17 protein-coding genes are annotated in these 16,221 nt (G+C 58.2%); 6 read left to right on the forward strand and 11 right to left on the reverse strand.

From position 1 onward, the window contains the following. Positions 1 to 105 precede the first annotated feature (105 nt). The 7 genes from uhpT to ivbL all read right to left on the reverse strand — a co-directional run bounded on the left by uhpT (position 106) and on the right by ivbL (position 7,296). Positions 106 to 1,497, reverse strand: a complete 1,392-nt coding sequence (gene uhpT / locus F8561_RS05295) for a hexose-6-phosphate:phosphate antiporter (RefSeq protein WP_020882733.1) — start codon at positions 1,495 to 1,497, stop codon at positions 106 to 108. 132 nt (positions 1,498 to 1,629) lie between these two features. Further along, positions 1,630 to 2,949, reverse strand: a complete 1,320-nt coding sequence (locus tag F8561_RS05300; protein ID WP_014167989.1) for an MFS transporter — start codon at positions 2,947 to 2,949, stop codon at positions 1,630 to 1,632. Then, the gene (gene uhpB / locus F8561_RS05305; protein WP_014167988.1) at positions 2,942 to 4,447 is read right to left on the reverse strand and encodes a signal transduction histidine-protein kinase/phosphatase UhpB; all 1,506 of its coding nucleotides are present in this window, start codon (positions 4,445 to 4,447) and stop codon (positions 2,942 to 2,944) included. Before uhpB ends, F8561_RS05300 begins: the two co-directional genes overlap by 8 nt. Continuing rightward, the gene (gene uhpA / locus F8561_RS05310; RefSeq protein WP_014167987.1) at positions 4,444 to 5,037 is read right to left on the reverse strand and encodes a transcriptional regulator UhpA; all 594 of its coding nucleotides are present in this window, start codon (positions 5,035 to 5,037) and stop codon (positions 4,444 to 4,446) included. Before uhpA ends, uhpB begins: the two co-directional genes overlap by 4 nt. 73 nt (positions 5,038 to 5,110) lie before the next feature. Then, positions 5,111 to 5,398 carry an acetolactate synthase small subunit gene (ilvN, locus tag F8561_RS05315; RefSeq protein ID WP_014167986.1) on the reverse strand — a complete coding sequence of 96 codons (288 nt, stop codon included), beginning with the start codon at positions 5,396 to 5,398 and terminating at the stop codon, positions 5,111 to 5,113. Positions 5,399 to 5,401: 3 nt separating this feature from the next. Beyond that, entirely contained in the window at positions 5,402 to 7,090 is a 1,689-nt protein-coding gene (gene ilvB / locus F8561_RS05320; protein ID WP_047742704.1) for an acetolactate synthase large subunit, read from the reverse strand. 107 nt (positions 7,091 to 7,197) lie between these two features. Next, on the reverse strand, positions 7,198 to 7,296 hold the full coding sequence (ivbL, locus tag F8561_RS05325) for an ilvB operon leader peptide IvbL (RefSeq protein ID WP_071605430.1): 99 nt from the start codon (positions 7,294 to 7,296) through the stop codon (positions 7,198 to 7,200). Positions 7,297 to 7,821: 525 nt separating this feature from the next. On the opposite strand from ivbL, the gene tisB reads away from it, so the two are divergent. From tisB to emrD, 4 genes are all read left to right on the forward strand, one after another. Further along, positions 7,822 to 7,911: a type I toxin-antitoxin system toxin TisB gene (gene tisB / locus F8561_RS05335; RefSeq protein WP_020684667.1), complete on the forward strand. Its 90-nt coding sequence runs from the start codon at positions 7,822 to 7,824 to the stop codon at positions 7,909 to 7,911. A 64-nt stretch (positions 7,912 to 7,975) separates the two neighbouring features. Further along, a complete protein-coding gene (locus tag F8561_RS05340) occupies positions 7,976 to 8,422 on the forward strand; it encodes a GNAT family N-acetyltransferase (protein ID WP_014167984.1) in 447 nt (148 codons plus the stop codon). A gap of 62 nt (positions 8,423 to 8,484) precedes the next feature. Then, positions 8,485 to 9,318, forward strand: coding sequence for an EamA family transporter (locus tag F8561_RS05345; protein WP_032680035.1), 834 nt, complete (start codon positions 8,485 to 8,487; stop codon positions 9,316 to 9,318). A 175-nt stretch (positions 9,319 to 9,493) separates the two neighbouring features. Further along, the gene (gene emrD, locus F8561_RS05350; protein WP_020882737.1) at positions 9,494 to 10,678 is read left to right on the forward strand and encodes a multidrug efflux MFS transporter EmrD; all 1,185 of its coding nucleotides are present in this window, start codon (positions 9,494 to 9,496) and stop codon (positions 10,676 to 10,678) included. Here emrD and F8561_RS05355 read toward each other — a convergent pair. Together F8561_RS05355 and dsdC are read right to left on the reverse strand one after the other, a co-directional pair. Further along, positions 10,581 to 11,669: a cellulase family glycosylhydrolase gene (locus F8561_RS05355; protein ID WP_032679294.1), complete on the reverse strand. Its 1,089-nt coding sequence runs from the start codon at positions 11,667 to 11,669 to the stop codon at positions 10,581 to 10,583. The two genes, emrD and F8561_RS05355, sit on opposite strands and share 98 nt — an antisense overlap. An 85-nt stretch (positions 11,670 to 11,754) precedes the next feature. Continuing rightward, positions 11,755 to 12,681: a DNA-binding transcriptional regulator DsdC gene (dsdC, locus tag F8561_RS05360; protein WP_025206531.1), complete on the reverse strand. Its 927-nt coding sequence runs from the start codon at positions 12,679 to 12,681 to the stop codon at positions 11,755 to 11,757. 204 nt (positions 12,682 to 12,885) lie between these two features. Between dsdC and dsdX the strand changes: the two genes are divergently transcribed. Beyond that, positions 12,886 to 14,223, forward strand: a complete 1,338-nt coding sequence (gene dsdX, locus F8561_RS05365) for a D-serine transporter DsdX (protein WP_014167979.1) — start codon at positions 12,886 to 12,888, stop codon at positions 14,221 to 14,223. A gap of 17 nt (positions 14,224 to 14,240) precedes the next feature. Next, positions 14,241 to 15,533 (forward strand): D-serine ammonia-lyase, encoded by a 1,293-nt coding sequence (gene dsdA / locus F8561_RS05370; RefSeq protein WP_151887223.1) that lies wholly within the window; start codon positions 14,241 to 14,243, stop codon positions 15,531 to 15,533. Here dsdA and F8561_RS05375 read toward each other — a convergent pair. Both F8561_RS05375 and F8561_RS05380 read right to left on the reverse strand, forming a co-directional pair. Next, positions 15,517 to 15,864, reverse strand: coding sequence for a DUF202 domain-containing protein (locus tag F8561_RS05375; protein ID WP_113656886.1), 348 nt, complete (start codon positions 15,862 to 15,864; stop codon positions 15,517 to 15,519). The two genes, dsdA and F8561_RS05375, sit on opposite strands and share 17 nt — an antisense overlap. After that, positions 15,854 to 16,201 carry a YidH family protein gene (locus F8561_RS05380; protein ID WP_020882741.1) on the reverse strand — a complete coding sequence of 116 codons (348 nt, stop codon included), beginning with the start codon at positions 16,199 to 16,201 and terminating at the stop codon, positions 15,854 to 15,856. Before F8561_RS05380 ends, F8561_RS05375 begins: the two co-directional genes overlap by 11 nt. Positions 16,202 to 16,221: the final 20 nt, after the last annotated feature.

Genomic DNA, 16,221 nt, shown 5'->3' on the forward strand with positions numbered 1-16,221 from the left:
AATTAAAATGTAGAGCATTGCAGGGAGCGGGTCTGTAAAGGGGGGTAAAGGTGGAATGTAAAAAAAAGCCCGGCGGTCAACCGGGCAAAGAAGTTACCTGCACACTCAGGCTACTTTTAATTTCTGCATCCGATTTTCACGGCGGATCTTACGTTCTTCCAGCACCGCGACCATCGCCATCAGGACGATACAGCCGATGGCGGCGGCATCCAGCGCGGCAAAGGTGCCCGCCCAGCCGGTGAGGCCGAAAATCGGCGTACCGTCGGCGATCATACCCAGACCCAGCTTGGCGAAGCTGTCACCGATCAGGTAGGCGAAGGTGCCTTTAATTCCATCGGCAGCGCCGATCGCTTTTTTCGGTACGAAGCCGACTGCTGCCACGCCGATCAGCAGCTGTGGACCAAACACCAGGAAGCCGAGCGCGAACAGGGACGCCAGGTAAACGTACTGGTTGCTGGCGTGCTGGTAGACGCCGAGCGTGGCGATAATCAGCGCCAGCGCGACGCAGGCCACCAGCGCGCGGCGACCATTGGCGAGGTCCGAGAGCCAGCCCCACAGCAGCGTGCCGACCAGCGCGCCCACTTCGAACAGGGTGAAGCCCTGAATCGCAACTTCTTTGGAGAGCTTCAGCTCCTGGAAGGCATACACGGTCGACCACTGGTCGATGCCGATGCGCACCACGTACAGGAAAATGTTTGAGAAGCACAGCAGCCAGATCACTTTGTTTTTCAGCACGTACTCAACAAAGATCTGCCATTTGGACATCTCGTTTTCTTCGGTCTCTTTGTCCTCTTCGCTGATCTCCTCGCCGAACAGCTCTTCGGCTTTGCCGAGGCCGTACGATTCCGGTGAGTCGCTGCCGTAGCGCAGGCCAATAAAGCCGACGATCAGGGCGATAATCGACGGGAAGATAAACATGCCGATCACGTGGCCGTCGAACAGGTAGTTTGCGCCGAACAGCGCCACGCCTGCCGCACCTGCCCCACCGAGGTTGTGGGAGATGTTCCACATGCCGAGGTACGAACCACGCTTGCGGCGAGGGGTCCATTTGGTGATGGTGGAGTAACTGCACGACCCGCCGGTACTCTGGAAGAAACCGCTCAGGGCGTAGAAGGCGATCATCATGAACAGGCTGACGGAGCCCGCGCCCATGCTGGCGCTGAAGCCGAGCATACAGATGGCGGAGAGGATCAGCATAAACGGCAGGAACTGCTTGGTGTTTTTGCCGTCCGCGTAGTAGGAAACGACGGTTTTACCCACGCCGTAAGTGATAGAGAAGCCCAGGCCAATCATCCCCAGTTGCGTCATGCTCAGCCCGTAGGTTGAGATCATGTCGTTCTGCGCGATGTTAAAGTTTTTGCGGATCAGGTACATGGTCAGGTAGCCGATAAAGACCACCAGGTAAGACTGCATGAACGGTTTGAACCACATTTTACGCCGCACATCGAGCGGCAGATCCAGGGTCGGTTTGCGCACCTGATTTAAGAAGGCCAGCATGATTGGTTTACTCCTGAGCTGATTTTTGCAGCATTGTAAAAACCAGCCGGGAGCGACGCCTGAGACAGCGTCCAGGTGAAACCAGGAAAATTTCTTAGTTTTGCGCCATTCGGGATGAAAAGGTGAAGCACATCACGCTTCGTGTGCCTCGCGCGGTGCCTGCGCATGCAGGAACGGCAGCAGCAGCAGGGCCGAAATTCCTGCCGCGATGGCGATCACGGCGAAGAAACCGCTCCAGTGCCAGACGTCGATCACCCGCGCCAGCGGCCAGCCGGAGAGCGAAGCGCCAAGGTAAGCAAACAGCCCGACAAAGCCCGTCGCTGCTCCCGCGGCGTCTTTGTGTGAACACTCCGCCGCCGCCATGCCGATCAGCATCTGCGGGCCAAAGACGAAAAAGCCGGTGGTGAAGAAACACGCCGCCTGCATCACGTAGCTGGCAAACGGCATCAGCCATAGCGAACCAACGGAAAGTAAAATCCCGGCGGCGAAGATCAGGTTCATCGGCCCGCGGTTACCGTTGAAGAGCTTATCCGAGCCCCATCCCGCCACCAGCGCGCCGATAAAGCCGCCCAGCTCGAACATCGTCACCGCCGAGTTGGCGGTCACCAGATCGACGCCCAGGGTTTCGGACATATACAGATTGCCCCAGTCGTTGATCGCCGCACGCACCACGTAGACCAGCACGTAGCAGAGGGAGAGTAACCAGATATAGGGATTTAACAGCACATATTTGGTGAGGATCTCTTTACGCGTCAGCCCTGCACCTTCCTGCTGTTGAGCGACTTCCATCTCGTCGTGCCGCCAGTCGCCTACCGCGGGCAGGCCCACGGTTTGTGGCCTGTCACGCAGTCGCCAGCAAAGAAACAGCCCGGCAACGATCGCCAGCCCGCCGGCAATCATCATTCCCGTGCGCCAGCCGTAGTGCAGCGCCGCCGCCCCGACCACCATCGGAATAAGCGCCCCCCCGACGTTATGCGCCGTGTTCCAGATAGCCCACCAGCCGCCACGCTCGTTGCGCGAGTACCAGGCGGTAAGCAGACGGGCACACACCGGCGCGCCCCATCCCTGGAAAAAGGCGTTCAACGCCCACAGCAGCGCAAAGGCCCAGAGCGAGGTGGAGAAGCCAAACAGAATGTTCACCACGCCGGTGGCAATGAGTCCAGAGCCCATAAAATAACGGGCATTCGAGCGGTCGCTGACGATACCGGAGAAGAACTTCGACAGGCCGTAGGTGATGTAAAACAGCGTCGCCAGCAGGCCAATATCGGTGCGTGTCATCACCCCGCTGGCGAGGATTTCCGGCGCGGCGGCGTTGAAACTTTTGCGGGTAAAGTAAAAAAGCGCATACCCCAGCCAGATGGTGATCAGGATATGGCGACGCCAGTAACGATAGCGGGCGTCAATTTCACGTTTATCGTTTAGCGGGGCGGCATTCGCCGGGGTTTTAAACATGCTGACTCCTCAGCGGTAAACTGACGCTGACGCGCGTGCCGTGGGTGCAGGAGATCGTCAGGGTGCCGCCCAACGCCTTAACGCGCTCACGCATGCCCGCCAGGCCAAAACCCAGCTGGCCGGAGCCCGGCGGCAGACCGCAGCCATCATCTTCAATCACCAGCATCAGGCGTTCATCCTGTTGCCATCCCTGCAGCGTTACCGCGCTGGCGCTCGCGTGCTTAACAATATTATTCAGCCCTTCCTGACAGACGCGGAACAGCGTGACGCGCTGACCCTCGCTCAGCAAAGATTCATTGATGCGCCAGTCAAGATGGCTGACGATCCCGCGGCTTTCCAGCTCCATCTCGCGCATCAGAGACCGTACCGCCTGCTCAAGCGTAAGGTCGTCCAGCTGGCGCGGTCGCAGCCTGCCAAGCAGTCGCCGCACCGAGTCATACACGCCAAGAGAGAGCTGTTCGATATGTGCCCCGCCCTGCTTTACGCCGGCGTTTTCGGCCGCCAGACGCTGAACGATGCCCGCCTGAGTGCGAATGGCGGTAATGGTCTGGCCGATGTCATCGTGCAACTCGCGGGCCACCTCCTGCCGGACGCTCTCTTCCGTTTCCAGCAGGCGTTCTGCCAGACGGCGATTACGCGCCAGCTCGGTTTGTAATGAGTGGTTAAGTTCACGCAGGCGCTGAATCCCGGCCCCCAGCAGCAGCCCGGTCAGGCTCTGGGCCAGCAGGGAGAGCAGTAAATCGACGGGGTGATCGTGCCAGGTCTGGCTGGCAATCAGCGCGATAGCGTTCATCAGGGTGGCAATCAGCGCGCCCTGCCAGCCGTAGTGCCACGCAAGGGCAATAATCGGCAACGCCAGGCAAAACGGGGTAAAGCGCGACAGCTCATCGGGCAGGCCAAGCTGCAGCCACAGGCTGATCGCAAACAGCAGCAGATACCAGATAAGATGCCGGGCGCGCCAGTTTACCGGCTGAGAGACCAGCGCCGGTCCGAGCGGCTGCCAGACGTTACTGGTGAGGTAGTGCCAGATAACCAGGCAGGTGGGAGCCAGCGTCAGACCGCCGGTCAGCGTCAGCAGAAGGGCGTTAAGCATCTCCTCCTCGCCGGTCCACGGCAGGGACTGCAACAGCGCGGCGGCAATCAGCGCAGCCCCCTGACGCAGCAGCGTGCGCCAGTCGCGCTGGTGACGATAACGGGAGATCAGCGCCACCGGGATCAGCGTGAGTACGCTGCCCGTCACCAGTAAAGGCAAGTGCGCCAGCGCCACCTCCTGCGCCAGCCAGACCAGCATCAGCCATTCGGCGCCCAGCAGTACCGGCCAGAAACCGCGCGGGCATTGCAGCATCAGCCCCAGACGCAGGCCAAACGGGAAAAGCAGCACCGCCAGCTCCGGGCGTTCAACCAGATGCAGGCTGATGCTCCACAGGCAGAACCAGGCGGCGGAGAAAATGGAAAAACTGGCAGCAACGGCGATCAGCCGTGAAAACAGCGGGTTCATTGCCAGCTGTCGAACATGCGGCGCGCCAGCTCAACGTCATTACTGACGCCGAGTTTTTCCATCAGATTAGCGCGGTGAACGTGAACGGTTTTTGGCGACAGCCCCAGGTCCACGGCAATCTCTTTCACCGACATCCCCTGTGCCAGTTTTTCTGCCACCTGACGTTCGCGTCGGGTGAGTGGGTCTTGTCGCCCTGCCGCCAGCTTGATGGCGATATCCGGCGTCAGGTAGCACCCGCCGGTGGAGACCGTGCGCACGGCAGCGATCAGTTCGTCCGGGCTGCAGCGCTTGGAAAGAAATCCGCGTGCGCCTGCGTTCAGTGCCTGCTCCACCAGCGCCGGGCTGTCATGGACCGAGAGCATCACGATCGCCATCCCTTTCGGCAACTGGCTCAGCAGCTCGAGTCCTGAGAGATCCGGCATCGAGATATCGCAGATACAGACCTGGACACCGCGCCCGGGCAAACCTGCCAGCGCCTCGCGACCGGAGCCGAACTCCGCCACCACCTGAAAATCAGGCTCAAGGTTCAGCAGCTGGGCAAATCCGGAGCGGACGATGAGGTGGTCGTCAATAAGGGCGATGGTGGTCATGGCGCGTTCCTGGCGGGTTAAAAAACGCGCTTACCTTAACGATAAGCGCGTGGGGGTTCAAGCTTTGCGCTATTTACTCGAAGAACACCGCAATTTTGTTAAACATGGTGGGATCGGACTGGTTGCGCACCACTTTCTCGACATCTTCCAGCTTGTCGATCTGCGCAATCATCTGCTCCAGACGCTGATCGTCATTCACCAGTAGCCAGATGCGGCTGTGCTCGCTGCCCTGAATGGGCAGACAGAGGATACCTTCCACGTTAAACGCGCGGCGGGCAAAAAGCCCACAGACGTGCGTCATCACGCCAGGGTGGTTGCGGACGGTGAGTTCCAGAATGACGTTATCATGTTGTTTCTGCATGGCTTATTCCCCCACCATCTCAGTATTTGCCGCACCTGGCGGCACCATCGGGTACACTTTTTGTTCAGGATCGATACGCACGTGGATCAGCGCCGGGCCAGGACGAGAAATCGCCGCCTGCAGCGCCGCATGAGGGTCCGCTTCGGCGTTCAAATCGCAGGTATGCAGACCAAAACCGGCGGCAATCTGCATAAAGTTAATCGTTCCTGGATAGGTCGCGGCAAACACGCCCTGCGTATAGAACAGACTCTGCTGCTGGTGCACCAGCCCCAGCGCCTGGTTGTTCATCAGGATGATTTTCACGTCTAACTGGTTTTCGGCTGCCGTCGCCATTTCCTGAATGTTCATCATCAGGCTACCGTCACCGGAGAAGCAGATCACCTTGCGATCGGGATTGGCCAGCGCCGCGCCCACTGCCGCCGGCAGGCCAAAGCCCATGGTCCCCAGCCCACCCGAGGTCAGCCACTGACGCGGACGGTTCAGCGGGTAGGCCTGGGCGGTCCACATCTGGTGCTGGCCCACGTCGGTGGTGATAATCGCGCTGTCATCAACGCAGGCGGCCACGGCGTTAATCAGCCCGTAATGGCTCAGCGGGTCCCCCTCGGTTGGGATAGCGCCCGGGAACTCTTTTTGCAGATCGGCAACCAGCTGACGCCAGTCGGCGCGATCGGAAGCGTCCGTTTGCGGAATCAACTGCGCCAGCACCTCGGCAACATCACCCTGAATCGCCACATGCGGCTGCTTGATTTTACCCAGCTCGGCACGGTCGATATCCACATGGATGATTTTGGCGTTCGGGCAGAACTGCTCGGTCTTGCCAATCGCCCGGTCATCAAAACGTGCACCCAGAACAATCAGCAAATCCGCTTCTTGCAGAATATAGTTCGTGCTGCGCGCGCCGTGCATCCCCAGCATACCCAGCGACAGCGGGTGCGCTTTTGGCAACATACCCAGCGCCATCAGGGTCATGGTGGTGGGGAGGCTGGCTTTCTCTGCGAGCTGGCGTACCGCGTCGGAGGCATTAATCGCCCCGCCACCCAGATAAAGCACCGGGCGTCTGGCGGCGTTAATCATCGCCGCTGCAGCCTGCACGCTCTCTGCACTGAACTGCGGCGCAGGCGCGCGTTCACCCGGCTCCGGCAGCATGTCAATCTCGATCTCTGCGGTCTGAACATCCTTAGGAATGTCTATCCACACCGGGCCGGGACGGCCGGATTGCGCAATACGAAACGCATCGCTGATAACCTGAGGAAGCTCGGCGATATCGCGAACTAAATAGTTATGTTTAGTGATGGGGATAGAGATGCCGTAGGTATCCACTTCCTGAAACGCGTCGGTACCGATCATGGAGGACGGCACCTGGCCGGTGATGCAGATCAGTGGAATTGAGTCCAGGCGCGCGTCGGCGATAGCGGTGACCAGGTTAGTCGCACCCGGGCCACTGCAGGCCATACAGACCGCAGGTTTGCCCTGCGTACGCGCCATACCCTGAGCGATGAAACCCGCACCCTGCTCGTGACGCGCCAGAACGTGACGAATCTGCGTGCTTTGGCTTAACGCATCATACAGCGGCAGCACGGTGCCGCCCGGGATCCCCGCAACCGTGGTGATGCCCTGTCGTTCCAGCAAATGAACGATTAACTGCGCGCCCGTGAAACGCGTTTTGGTGGATGTTGTGCCCGAACTTGCCATGCTCCAGTCCTTTTCTTCTGAGCCGACTTTCCGGGGAGGGTCCTTAAACGAAAAACCCCGCCCGGTTTGCGCCGGCGGGGTTTTGGATTCGTGTGTTGATCCAGTCCCTACGGCGCATTGCCGACGACCACCACCACACGCACGACGACCACTGCGGCTGGTTGCGCAGTTGCTAGTAGGGTCGAGGTGAACATGGATGCTGTCATTGGGGACCTGTGTTTGGAATCTATTGATAGAATTTATACAAACACAGCTTTTCGGGCATGACAATGGAAATATTTTCATCTGCGCAAAAATGCGTCGAAGATCACGTTTCGTTTGTTGCGTGCGGAAAACAAAAAACCTCGCCTGAGCGAGGTTTTTTTTCAGAGGTTTTGCGGTTGGTCGCCGCAGAACACACTGTGTTACGTCAACGCAAAAAGTATACGCGATCGAAGACGAACGCGCAATTCAGGCACGGATTTTGACGTTTTTGAGTATGGACCGCCTTCTGAATTTTGTCCAAAAAATACTGTTCATGCATACAGTATTTATCTATACTGAGGGTATTCGCAGTGAGCGAGGGGGCCGCAGTTCTACCGGCGCAACGAAGTCCTGGCTGAAACGGGTGGTGCCGTCAGTGCCTTAACCCCCTGAAGTGAGCACACTGTGTTACGTCAATCCAGGTGCTGGTCACAGGCGGCGGAAAGGTACGCCAGCATCGTGCTCCTTTTAACCAAAAGGAGACGCGTATGAGCGTAGTGGATATGGTGATACTTATCCTCAAACTCATTGTTGCTGTACTGCAACTACTTGATGCTGTCCTGAAATACCTTCGGTGATTCAGGTTCAAGTCGCACCTGAGAGGGGCGGGCAACCGCCCCTCTTTAATAACGAGGGAATGCTATGTCGCGTCTGTTAATTGAGCCTGTCACGCCAGAAGAACCAGGCTATATCGCCTTAAAGGCCGAAAGTATCGCATCGAATTTCAACATGCTGCGCCGGCTGGAAGAGAACTGGCAGCGCGGTGAAAACCGTTTTAACGCACCGGGCGAAAAGCTGCTGGGCGCCTTTTTGAACGGCAAGCTGGTGGGCGTATGCGGTCTTAACCGCGATCCCTTCAGCCAGCAGCCGCGCGCCGGCCGCATTCGTCATCTCTACGTCAGCGAGAAGTGCCGCGGGCTGGGCATTGGTAAGCAGCTTCTGACCGTGGTAATGGCCGATGCCAGCATCTGGTTTGATTTTCTCAACACCCACGCGCCGGACGCTGCATACGGGTTTTATCATCAGGCGGGCTTTACGCTGGTCTCGGATGAACCACGGGTCACACACCGTCTGTTTTGCGCGGTGTGACCGGCTGGCAGCATCAGGTTGTGAATGTTACAGTTGAGTGACAATTCACCGCCAGATACGCCATGACCATTACCGTCTTCTGCATTTTACTGTTCGCCGCGCTGCTGCATGCCAGCTGGAACGCCATTGTTAAAGCCGGTACAGACAAGCTCTATTCAGCAATCAGCGTTAGCGGTTCCGCCGCGTTTATCGCCCTGGTATTACTGCCCTTCTCCCCACAGCCGTCTGCTGCCAGCTGGCCGTTTTTAGGGGTCTCCTGCGCGCTGCAGGTGGTGTACACGGTGCTGGTTGCAAAGACCTACCAGGTCTCCGATATGAGCCAGACCTATCCGCTGATGCGCGGTACGGCACCGCTGCTGGTGGCATTGATAAGCGTGCTGGTGCTGGGAGATAGCCTGTCATGGCTCGCGTGGTCCGGCATCGCCGTGATCTGCCTGTCGATTCTGGCTATGGCCATGAACGGCCGCATGACGTCGCGTAAGGGGGTCTGGCTTGCACTGCTCAATGCCTGCTTTATCGCCGGATATACGCTGGTCGACGGCACCGGCGTGCGGTTATCAGACACCGCGCTGGGCTATACGCTGTGGACCTTCTTTATGAATGGCTTCTGCCTGCTCTTGTGGGCGATGATGGCACGCCGACGGGAAGCTTCCAGATACCTGCGTACGCACTGGAAAAAAGGGCTGCTCGGGGGTATCGGCACCATGGGCTCTTACGGGCTGGCGCTCTGGGCGATGACCCAGGCTCCGCTGGCCGTGGTCGCCGCCCTGCGTGAAACATCCATCCTCTTCGGGGCGCTGATCGCATTTGTGCTGTTAAAAGAGAAGGTTGCGGGCCTGCGTATCGCGGCCGCAGTGGGAATTGCGGGCGGGGCGATCCTGCTGCGCCTGGCATAAATCACTGGCAACATTAGTTGCCGATCTTGTTTACAAATCCTGCCTTTACCCCTTCTGACATTCATCACAGAAATGCTTAATTTGTCATCTCTTTGTGGTAGATTCCTCGCGCATTTATGGGAATGCGTAGTCACTTATTCTTTATTTCTCTCTTTTGACAAAAGTATTCAGCGACATGAAAAAACACAGGAACGTTAACTTATTGTTGATGCTGGTGTTACTGGTGGCCGTCGGTCAGATGGCGCAAACCATCTACATTCCGGCGATCGCCGATATGGCAAAGGAACTTAACGTCCGCGAGGGCGCAGTACAGAGCGTAATGGCAGCTTATCTGCTGACCTACGGCGTTTCGCAGCTGTTCTATGGACCGCTGTCTGACCGCGTCGGGCGTCGCCCGGTGATTCTGGTGGGTATGTCCATTTTCATGGTGGCGACGGTGATTGCCATTACCACCCATAACCTGACCATATTGATTGCCGCCAGCGCCCTGCAGGGTGTAGGCACCGGCGTCGGAGGGGTGATGGCGCGAACCCTGCCACGCGATCTCTATCAGGGCACCCAGCTCCGCCATGCCAACAGTTTGTTAAATATGGGGATTCTGGTGAGCCCGCTGCTGGCGCCGCTGATTGGTGGCCTGCTCGATACGATGTGGTCCTGGCGTGCCTGCTACGCTTTCCTGCTGGTGCTGTGCGTAATTGTGACCTTCAGCATGGCGCGGTGGATGCCGGAAACCCGGCCAACGGACGCGCCACGCACCCGCCTTATCACCAGCTATAAAACGCTGTTCGGCAACGGCGCGTTTACCTGTTATCTGCTGATGCTGGTTGGTGGCCTGGCGGGTATTGCCGTGTTTGAAGCCTGCTCCGGCGTGCTGCTGGGTGCCGGGCTTGGCCTGAGCAGCATGGTGGTCAGTATCCTGTTTATTCTGCCCATCCCGGCCGCGTTCTTTGGTGCCTGGTTTGCCGGCCGTCAGAACAAGCGTTTCTCAACGCTGATGTGGCAGTCGGTGATCAGCTGCCTGCTGGCAGGTCTGATGATGTGGATCCCGGGGCTGTTTGGTGTGATGACCGTCTGGACGCTGCTGATCCCGGCGGCGCTGTTCTTCTTCGGCGCGGGGATGCTGTTCCCGCTCGCCACCAGCGGCGCAATGGAGCCGTTCCCGTTCCTCGCAGGCACGGCGGGCGCACTGGTGGGGGGACTGCAGAACATCGGTTCCGGCGCGCTGGCCTGGCTCTCGGCGATGATGCCGCAAACTGGCCAGGCTAGTCTGGGGTTGCTGATGACGCTGATGGGGCTGCTGATTTTACTGTGCTGGCTGCCGCTGGCGTCGCGTGTTCCCCATCACGAGCAGCCGGTTTAACCGCATGATGGCCCGGCTTCTCGCCGGGCTTTTCACAAACAGGCGCGATCATGGCCTGCAGCAGCGGCTCTGGCGCAGGACGCCAGGCGCCCTCTTCCCCGTCGTAAAACTGAATATCCGCGTTGATAGCGTAGGGAACTTTGGCCTTTTGCAGTTCGCAGGCCATAAACGAGGCAAACGCCATTTGCGATGCGGTTGGGGTGAAGTGATTTGATTCACCCACGCCCCAGCCGCCCACCCAGCTGACGTGACCGGTTTTTTGCTGCCAGTGCAGCGCGGTCGCAATACGATTATGGATAGCCGCTTTCTCCGCCACCGTCCCGGACGTCCACGGATATTTACCGTTACTCTTTAGCGGACCCCACGGGAAAATGTGCCACTCCGCCAGCAGATAATTTTGGCTGTGCGCCGGGAGTTTCAGGCTGGAGAGGTCCTCTGGCGCAGCCCGCAGACGTGGCGCGATGAAGATCATGCGATTAGCATCAATTGCATGAATGTCTTTGACGGTTTTCTCGTAAACCCGGTTAAGCGACGCGGCGTTATGGTTGAGCTTGTCCGCCGGTTCATAAATCAGGTCAAAACCCAGCAGGGGATAGCTTTGGCCGAAGTAGTGCGCCACGGCAATCCACCAGTTAATCACCTCTTTTTCCGTCTCGGCTTTCGGGTCGTTTTTATATTCATCGGCCTGATAAGCGATAATCGGGATCACCCCGTATTGCTCGCAGGCTTCCACCAGCTTACGCAGATGAATCAGCCGCGCTTCCGTCGGTTCATCGGCCACGCGGATACGCACATGGCTGATACCCTTCGCACGAAAATCGCGAACCACCAGCGGATCGAACTCCCGAATGCCGCGCTCGGTGCGCGCCCAGTCTACGTCCATCCCCACGCCCAGCTTTTGCGCATAAAGCACAGCCGTCAGCGGTGGCTCAGCGGCAATCACCCAGCCGGAAGAGAACAGTAACGCAGTGGCAATCAAAGGCTTTAACACGGTGTACCTTGCGAGAAATCAAAAGCATTACCTGTATTTAGCACGCTTTTTCACATTTGGTGTAGCGCCAAAGCGTAATAATTCTTCAGCCAGCCAGTTCTCTCAGCCAGCTAATAAAGGCATCTATTTTCGGCCACTGTCGTCCTGGCAGGGTCGACATGTAGTAATGCTGATGGCATTTAAGCGTTTTCTCCCCAAACGGTGCAATCAACTCACCGCGTTCGAGCCGCTTTTGTACCAGCCGTTTTCGCCCCATCGCGACCCCGACATGGTTCATTGCCGCGACAATCGCTAAATCAGAACGATCGAAGCCAATGCCCGATGATGATGGCATGTTCACTGCAAAATGTGCCGCCCAGCTGAGCCATTCGTCGGTACCGGAATCGTTGCTCCAGGCCTGGCGATCGTGCAGGAGCGTACAGTGGCTGAGGTGGGCGGGGTTTTTCAGCAGGTCATGTTCCCGGGCATACGCCGGCGAGCAGACGGGTAAAATCGCCTCGTCCATCAGGAAGTGATGCGTCAAATTGGCTGGCGGCGTATCGTCGAAATAGAGCGCCAGATCGATACCGGTTCGCTGCATATTGACGTTTTCATTGCCGGTCAGGATGGTCAGCGAGATCGCGGGATAACGCCGGGTGAAATCTCCGAGCATAGGCACCAGCCAGCACTGGGCAATCGACGGGCGAGAGTAAACCGTCAACGTGCCGGACAGCGCCTGGTTCTTGATATCCAGGATCTCCTGGTTCAACGTATCCAGCGACGATTTCAGCGTCCAGTAGACGCGTTTACCCTCCTGCGTCAGCTCCACTTTACGGTGGGAGCGGACAAACAGCGCTATCCCTAACTCCTCTTCCAGCAGGTTGATACGGTGACTCACCGCACTGGGGCTGAGCGACAGCTCCTCCGCCGCCAGCGCGAAGGACTCGTGGCGGGCGGCCACTTCAAACGTATACATTTTTGACAGCTGCCAGCCGTTTAACAGCCTGTTTCGGCCTTCATTTGCGTCATTCATCGCACTTCTCACACAGACTTTTGCTGCTCAGGATACCGCTCAAAGTTGAATTTATGTGAACCAAACACGCATTAAGTGCGCTTTTTTGAGTCCAATCACGCGTTTGATCCAATCTGGCTCACCTGAAAGGCAATTTATATCGTTTGTCAGCACACGCTGATTTTTCGTCCAATACCCGTAAATAACATAAGGGTGAGGTGAGATATGGGTGCTCAGGTCTGGGTTGTGGCGACGCTGCTCATCAGCATCGCGTTAATCGTATTAACTATCGTAAAACTGAAGTTTCACCCGTTCCTGGCGTTGCTGCTGGCGAGCTTTTTTGTCGGTGCCATGATGGGAATGCGCCCGCTGGACATGGTAAATGCCATTGAAAGCGGTATTGGCGGCACGCTCGGCTTCCTGGCGGCGGTGATCGGGCTTGGCACCATCCTCGGCAAGATGATGGAGGTGTCCGGTGCGGCAGAACGCATTGGGATAGCGCTTCAGCGTTGCCGCTGGCTGTCAGCCGATGTCATCATGGTACTGGTGGGGCTTATCTGCGGCATTACGCTGTTTGTTGAAGTCGGCGTCGTCCTGCTGATCCCGCTGGCCTTCTCCATCGCCAAAAAGACCCATACCTCGCTGCTGAAGCTGGCCATTCCCCTCTGTACCGCGCTGATGGCGGTGCACTGCGTGGTTCCGCCGCACCCGGCTGCCCTGTTTGTCACGAATAAGCTGGGGGCGGACGTGGGGACGGTTATTGTCTACGGTCTGATGGTTGGCCTGCTGGCCTCACTGGTTGGCGGCCCGCTGTTCCTGAAATTGCTGGGCGATCGCCTGCCCTTCAAAGCCGTTCCGGCTGAATTTTCTGACCTCAACGTTCGTGAAGAACATACGCTGCCCTCGCTGGGAGCCACGCTGTTTACCGTGCTGCTGCCCATCGGCCTGATGCTGGTGAAGACCCTCGCCGAGCTGAATATGGCAAGAGAAGGCACGCTGTATACGCTGCTGGAATTTATCGGTAACCCGATCACCGCCATGTTCATCGCCGTGTTCGTCGCCTATTACCTGCTGGGGCTGCGCCAGCATATGGGGATGGGTACGATGCTGACCCATACCGAGCATGGCTTTGGCGCCATCGCCAACATTCTGTTGATAATCGGCGCGGGCGGCGCGTTTAACGCCATCCTTAAAACCAGCGGCCTGGCCGATACCCTGGCGCACATTCTGTCGAACCTGAATATGCACCCGATCCTGCTCGCGTGGCTGGTGGCGCTGGTTCTGCACGCGGCGGTGGGGTCGGCCACGGTGGCGATGATGGGCGCAACTGCCATCGTCGCACCCATGCTGCCGCTCTATCCCAACGTCAGTCCGGAGATTATCACCATTGCCATCGGTTCCGGTGCCATTGGCTGCACGATCGTGACCGATTCCCTCTTCTGGCTGGTGAAGCAGTACTGCGGTGCCAGCCTGAACGAGACCCTGAAGTACTATACGACGGCGACGTTTATCGCCTCGGTACTTGCACTTGGCAGCACATTCCTGCTTTCTTTCATTATCTGAGCGCGAAGAGACGTACTATGGAAAACGCAACTATCAGCACCTTAACCGCACAGTTCCCTCTGATTGAGGATCTGATTGCCCTGAAAGAGACCACCTGGCTAAACCCACGCACCACCTCGCTTGCTGAAGGGTTGCCGTATGTCGGGCTGAACAAAGCCGATGTGGACGATGCGCATGCACGCCTTAACCGCTTTGCGCCGTATCTGGCAAAAGCGTTCCCCGAAACGGCGGCCACGCAGGGGATTATCGAGTCCGAACTGGTGGCTATCCCGGCGATGCAGAAAAGGCTGGAGAACGAATCGGGGACAGCCATTCCCGGCACGCTGCTGCTGAAAAAAGACAGTCATCTGCCTATCTCTGGCTCCATCAAAGCGCGCGGGGGCATCTATGAAGTGCTGACTCACGCCGAAAAACTGGCGCTGGAAGCAGGGTTGCTGAGCGTCGAAGACGATTACAGCATCCTGCTGGAGCCGCGTTTTAAAACGTTCTTCAGCCAGTACAGTATCGCGGTGGGATCCACCGGCAACCTCGGGATGTCCATTGGCATCATGAGCGCGCGCATCGGCTTTCAGGTTACGGTGCACATGTCTGCCGATGCCCGTGAGTGGAAAAAAGCCAAACTGCGTAGCCACGGTGTGATCGTCGTGGAATATGAGCAGGATTACGGCGTGGCGGTGGAGCAAGGACGTAAGGCCGCGGAGAGCGATCCGAACTGTTTCTTTATCGACGATGAGAACTCCCGCACGCTGTTCCTCGGCTATGCGGTGGCAGGCGAGCGGCTAAAAGCGCAGTTTGCCGCGCAGGGCCGCGTGGTGGATGCGGAACATCCGCTGTACGTCTATTTGCCCTGTGGCGTCGGTGGCGGTCCTGGCGGCGTGGCGTTTGGCCTGAAGCTGGCCTTTGGCGATAACGTACACTGTTTCTTCGCCGAGCCTACGCACTCCCCGTGCATGCTGCTGGGCGTCTACACCGGGCTGCATGATGCCATCGCCGTGCAGGATCTGGGTATCGACAACGTGACGGCCGCCGACGGGCTGGCGGTTGGACGCGCGTCTGGCTTTGTGGGCCGGGCGATGGAGCGCCTGCTTGACGGGTTCTATACTCTTTCCGATCAAAGCATGTACGACATGCTCGGCTGGCTGGCGCAGGAAGAAGGCATTCGCCTTGAGCCGTCGGCGCTGGCGGGCATGGCCGGGCCGCTGCGTGTTCCTGTCGCATCCGCGAACGCGACCCATCTGGTCTGGGCAACCGGCGGCGGAATGGTGCCGGAAGACGAGATGGCGAAGTACCTGGCTAAAGGGAAAAAATAAACTGCAGATGGGTGACCGCAAACAGCAGTGACAACGACAGCACCGCGAGGGCGATCAGGAACTTATCGCGCACCGCCTTCGGCTGTACAAAATCGTCCTGCGTCACATCCATTACGTTGCGACTGCGGGTATAGCGCCACAAAACGATCGCTACAAGCGCCAGTACGACCAGTGAGACCCAGAATGGCACGCCTGTGCGATGCCAGTTGTGCTTGATGGCGAGGGCAATCAGCGCGCCATACCCCAGTAACGTACGCAGCCAGGCCAGCGACGTCCGCTCCGGCTGCAGGCCGGGGTCGGCTTCGCGTCGCGCTTTGCGGTTATCCACCATACAACACCAGCACCATCACCACGCCCGCTACCGCCAGCAAAATCATGCTGATGATGAGTAACCCACGCGTATAGGGGAGATCCTGCTTAAGCCGCATCGCCTTTTCGTTACGCAGCCAGCGCAGGTAGCCGTATATGGCCAGCACACCGGCAAACAGGCACAGCAGCAACGCCAGCACTTCGCGGATCAGCGGCGTGGCAAAATCAGGCGCGAGCTGGTCAAGCCCCACACCCGCTGCGAGAAAGCCCAACGCGGTGCGGATCCATGCGAGGAACGTACGCTCATTAGCCAGCGAGAAGCGGTAGTCAGGGGCTTCACCGAGGCGAGAAATTTTCATGAAGATTCCTTGTCTGCTAC

Source organism: Enterobacter sp. 198, from assembly GCF_009025585.1.
Classification (GTDB): Bacteria; Pseudomonadota; Gammaproteobacteria; order Enterobacterales; family Enterobacteriaceae; genus Enterobacter; species Enterobacter ludwigii.

Bases quoted from the DNA above. Each gene is read 5' to 3' on its own strand.
- emrD (WP_020882737.1), top strand. From the start codon at position 9,494: ATGAAAAAACACAGGAACGTTAACTTATTGTTGATGCTGGTGTTACTG.
- F8561_RS05300 (WP_014167989.1), bottom strand. From the start codon at position 2,949: ATGTTTAAAACCCCGGCGAATGCCGCCCCGCTAAACGATAAACGTGAA.
- F8561_RS05380 (WP_020882741.1), bottom strand. From the start codon at position 16,201: ATGAAAATTTCTCGCCTCGGTGAAGCCCCTGACTACCGCTTCTCGCTG.
- uhpT (WP_020882733.1), bottom strand. From the start codon at position 1,497: ATGCTGGCCTTCTTAAATCAGGTGCGCAAACCGACCCTGGATCTGCCG.
- tisB (WP_020684667.1), top strand. From the start codon at position 7,822: ATGAGCGTAGTGGATATGGTGATACTTATCCTCAAACTCATTGTTGCT.
- F8561_RS05340 (WP_014167984.1), top strand. From the start codon at position 7,976: ATGTCGCGTCTGTTAATTGAGCCTGTCACGCCAGAAGAACCAGGCTAT.
- ilvB (WP_047742704.1), bottom strand. From the start codon at position 7,090: ATGGCAAGTTCGGGCACAACATCCACCAAAACGCGTTTCACGGGCGCG.
- dsdC (WP_025206531.1), bottom strand. From the start codon at position 12,681: ATGAATGACGCAAATGAAGGCCGAAACAGGCTGTTAAACGGCTGGCAG.
- F8561_RS05375 (WP_113656886.1), bottom strand. From the start codon at position 15,864: ATGGTGGATAACCGCAAAGCGCGACGCGAAGCCGACCCCGGCCTGCAG.
- uhpB (WP_014167988.1), bottom strand. From the start codon at position 4,447: ATGAACCCGCTGTTTTCACGGCTGATCGCCGTTGCTGCCAGTTTTTCC.
- ivbL (WP_071605430.1), bottom strand. From the start codon at position 7,296: ATGACAGCATCCATGTTCACCTCGACCCTACTAGCAACTGCGCAACCA.
- dsdX (WP_014167979.1), top strand. From the start codon at position 12,886: ATGGGTGCTCAGGTCTGGGTTGTGGCGACGCTGCTCATCAGCATCGCG.
- uhpA (WP_014167987.1), bottom strand. From the start codon at position 5,037: ATGACCACCATCGCCCTTATTGACGACCACCTCATCGTCCGCTCCGGA.
- ilvN (WP_014167986.1), bottom strand. From the start codon at position 5,398: ATGCAGAAACAACATGATAACGTCATTCTGGAACTCACCGTCCGCAAC.
- F8561_RS05345 (WP_032680035.1), top strand. From the start codon at position 8,485: ATGACCATTACCGTCTTCTGCATTTTACTGTTCGCCGCGCTGCTGCAT.
- dsdA (WP_151887223.1), top strand. From the start codon at position 14,241: ATGGAAAACGCAACTATCAGCACCTTAACCGCACAGTTCCCTCTGATT.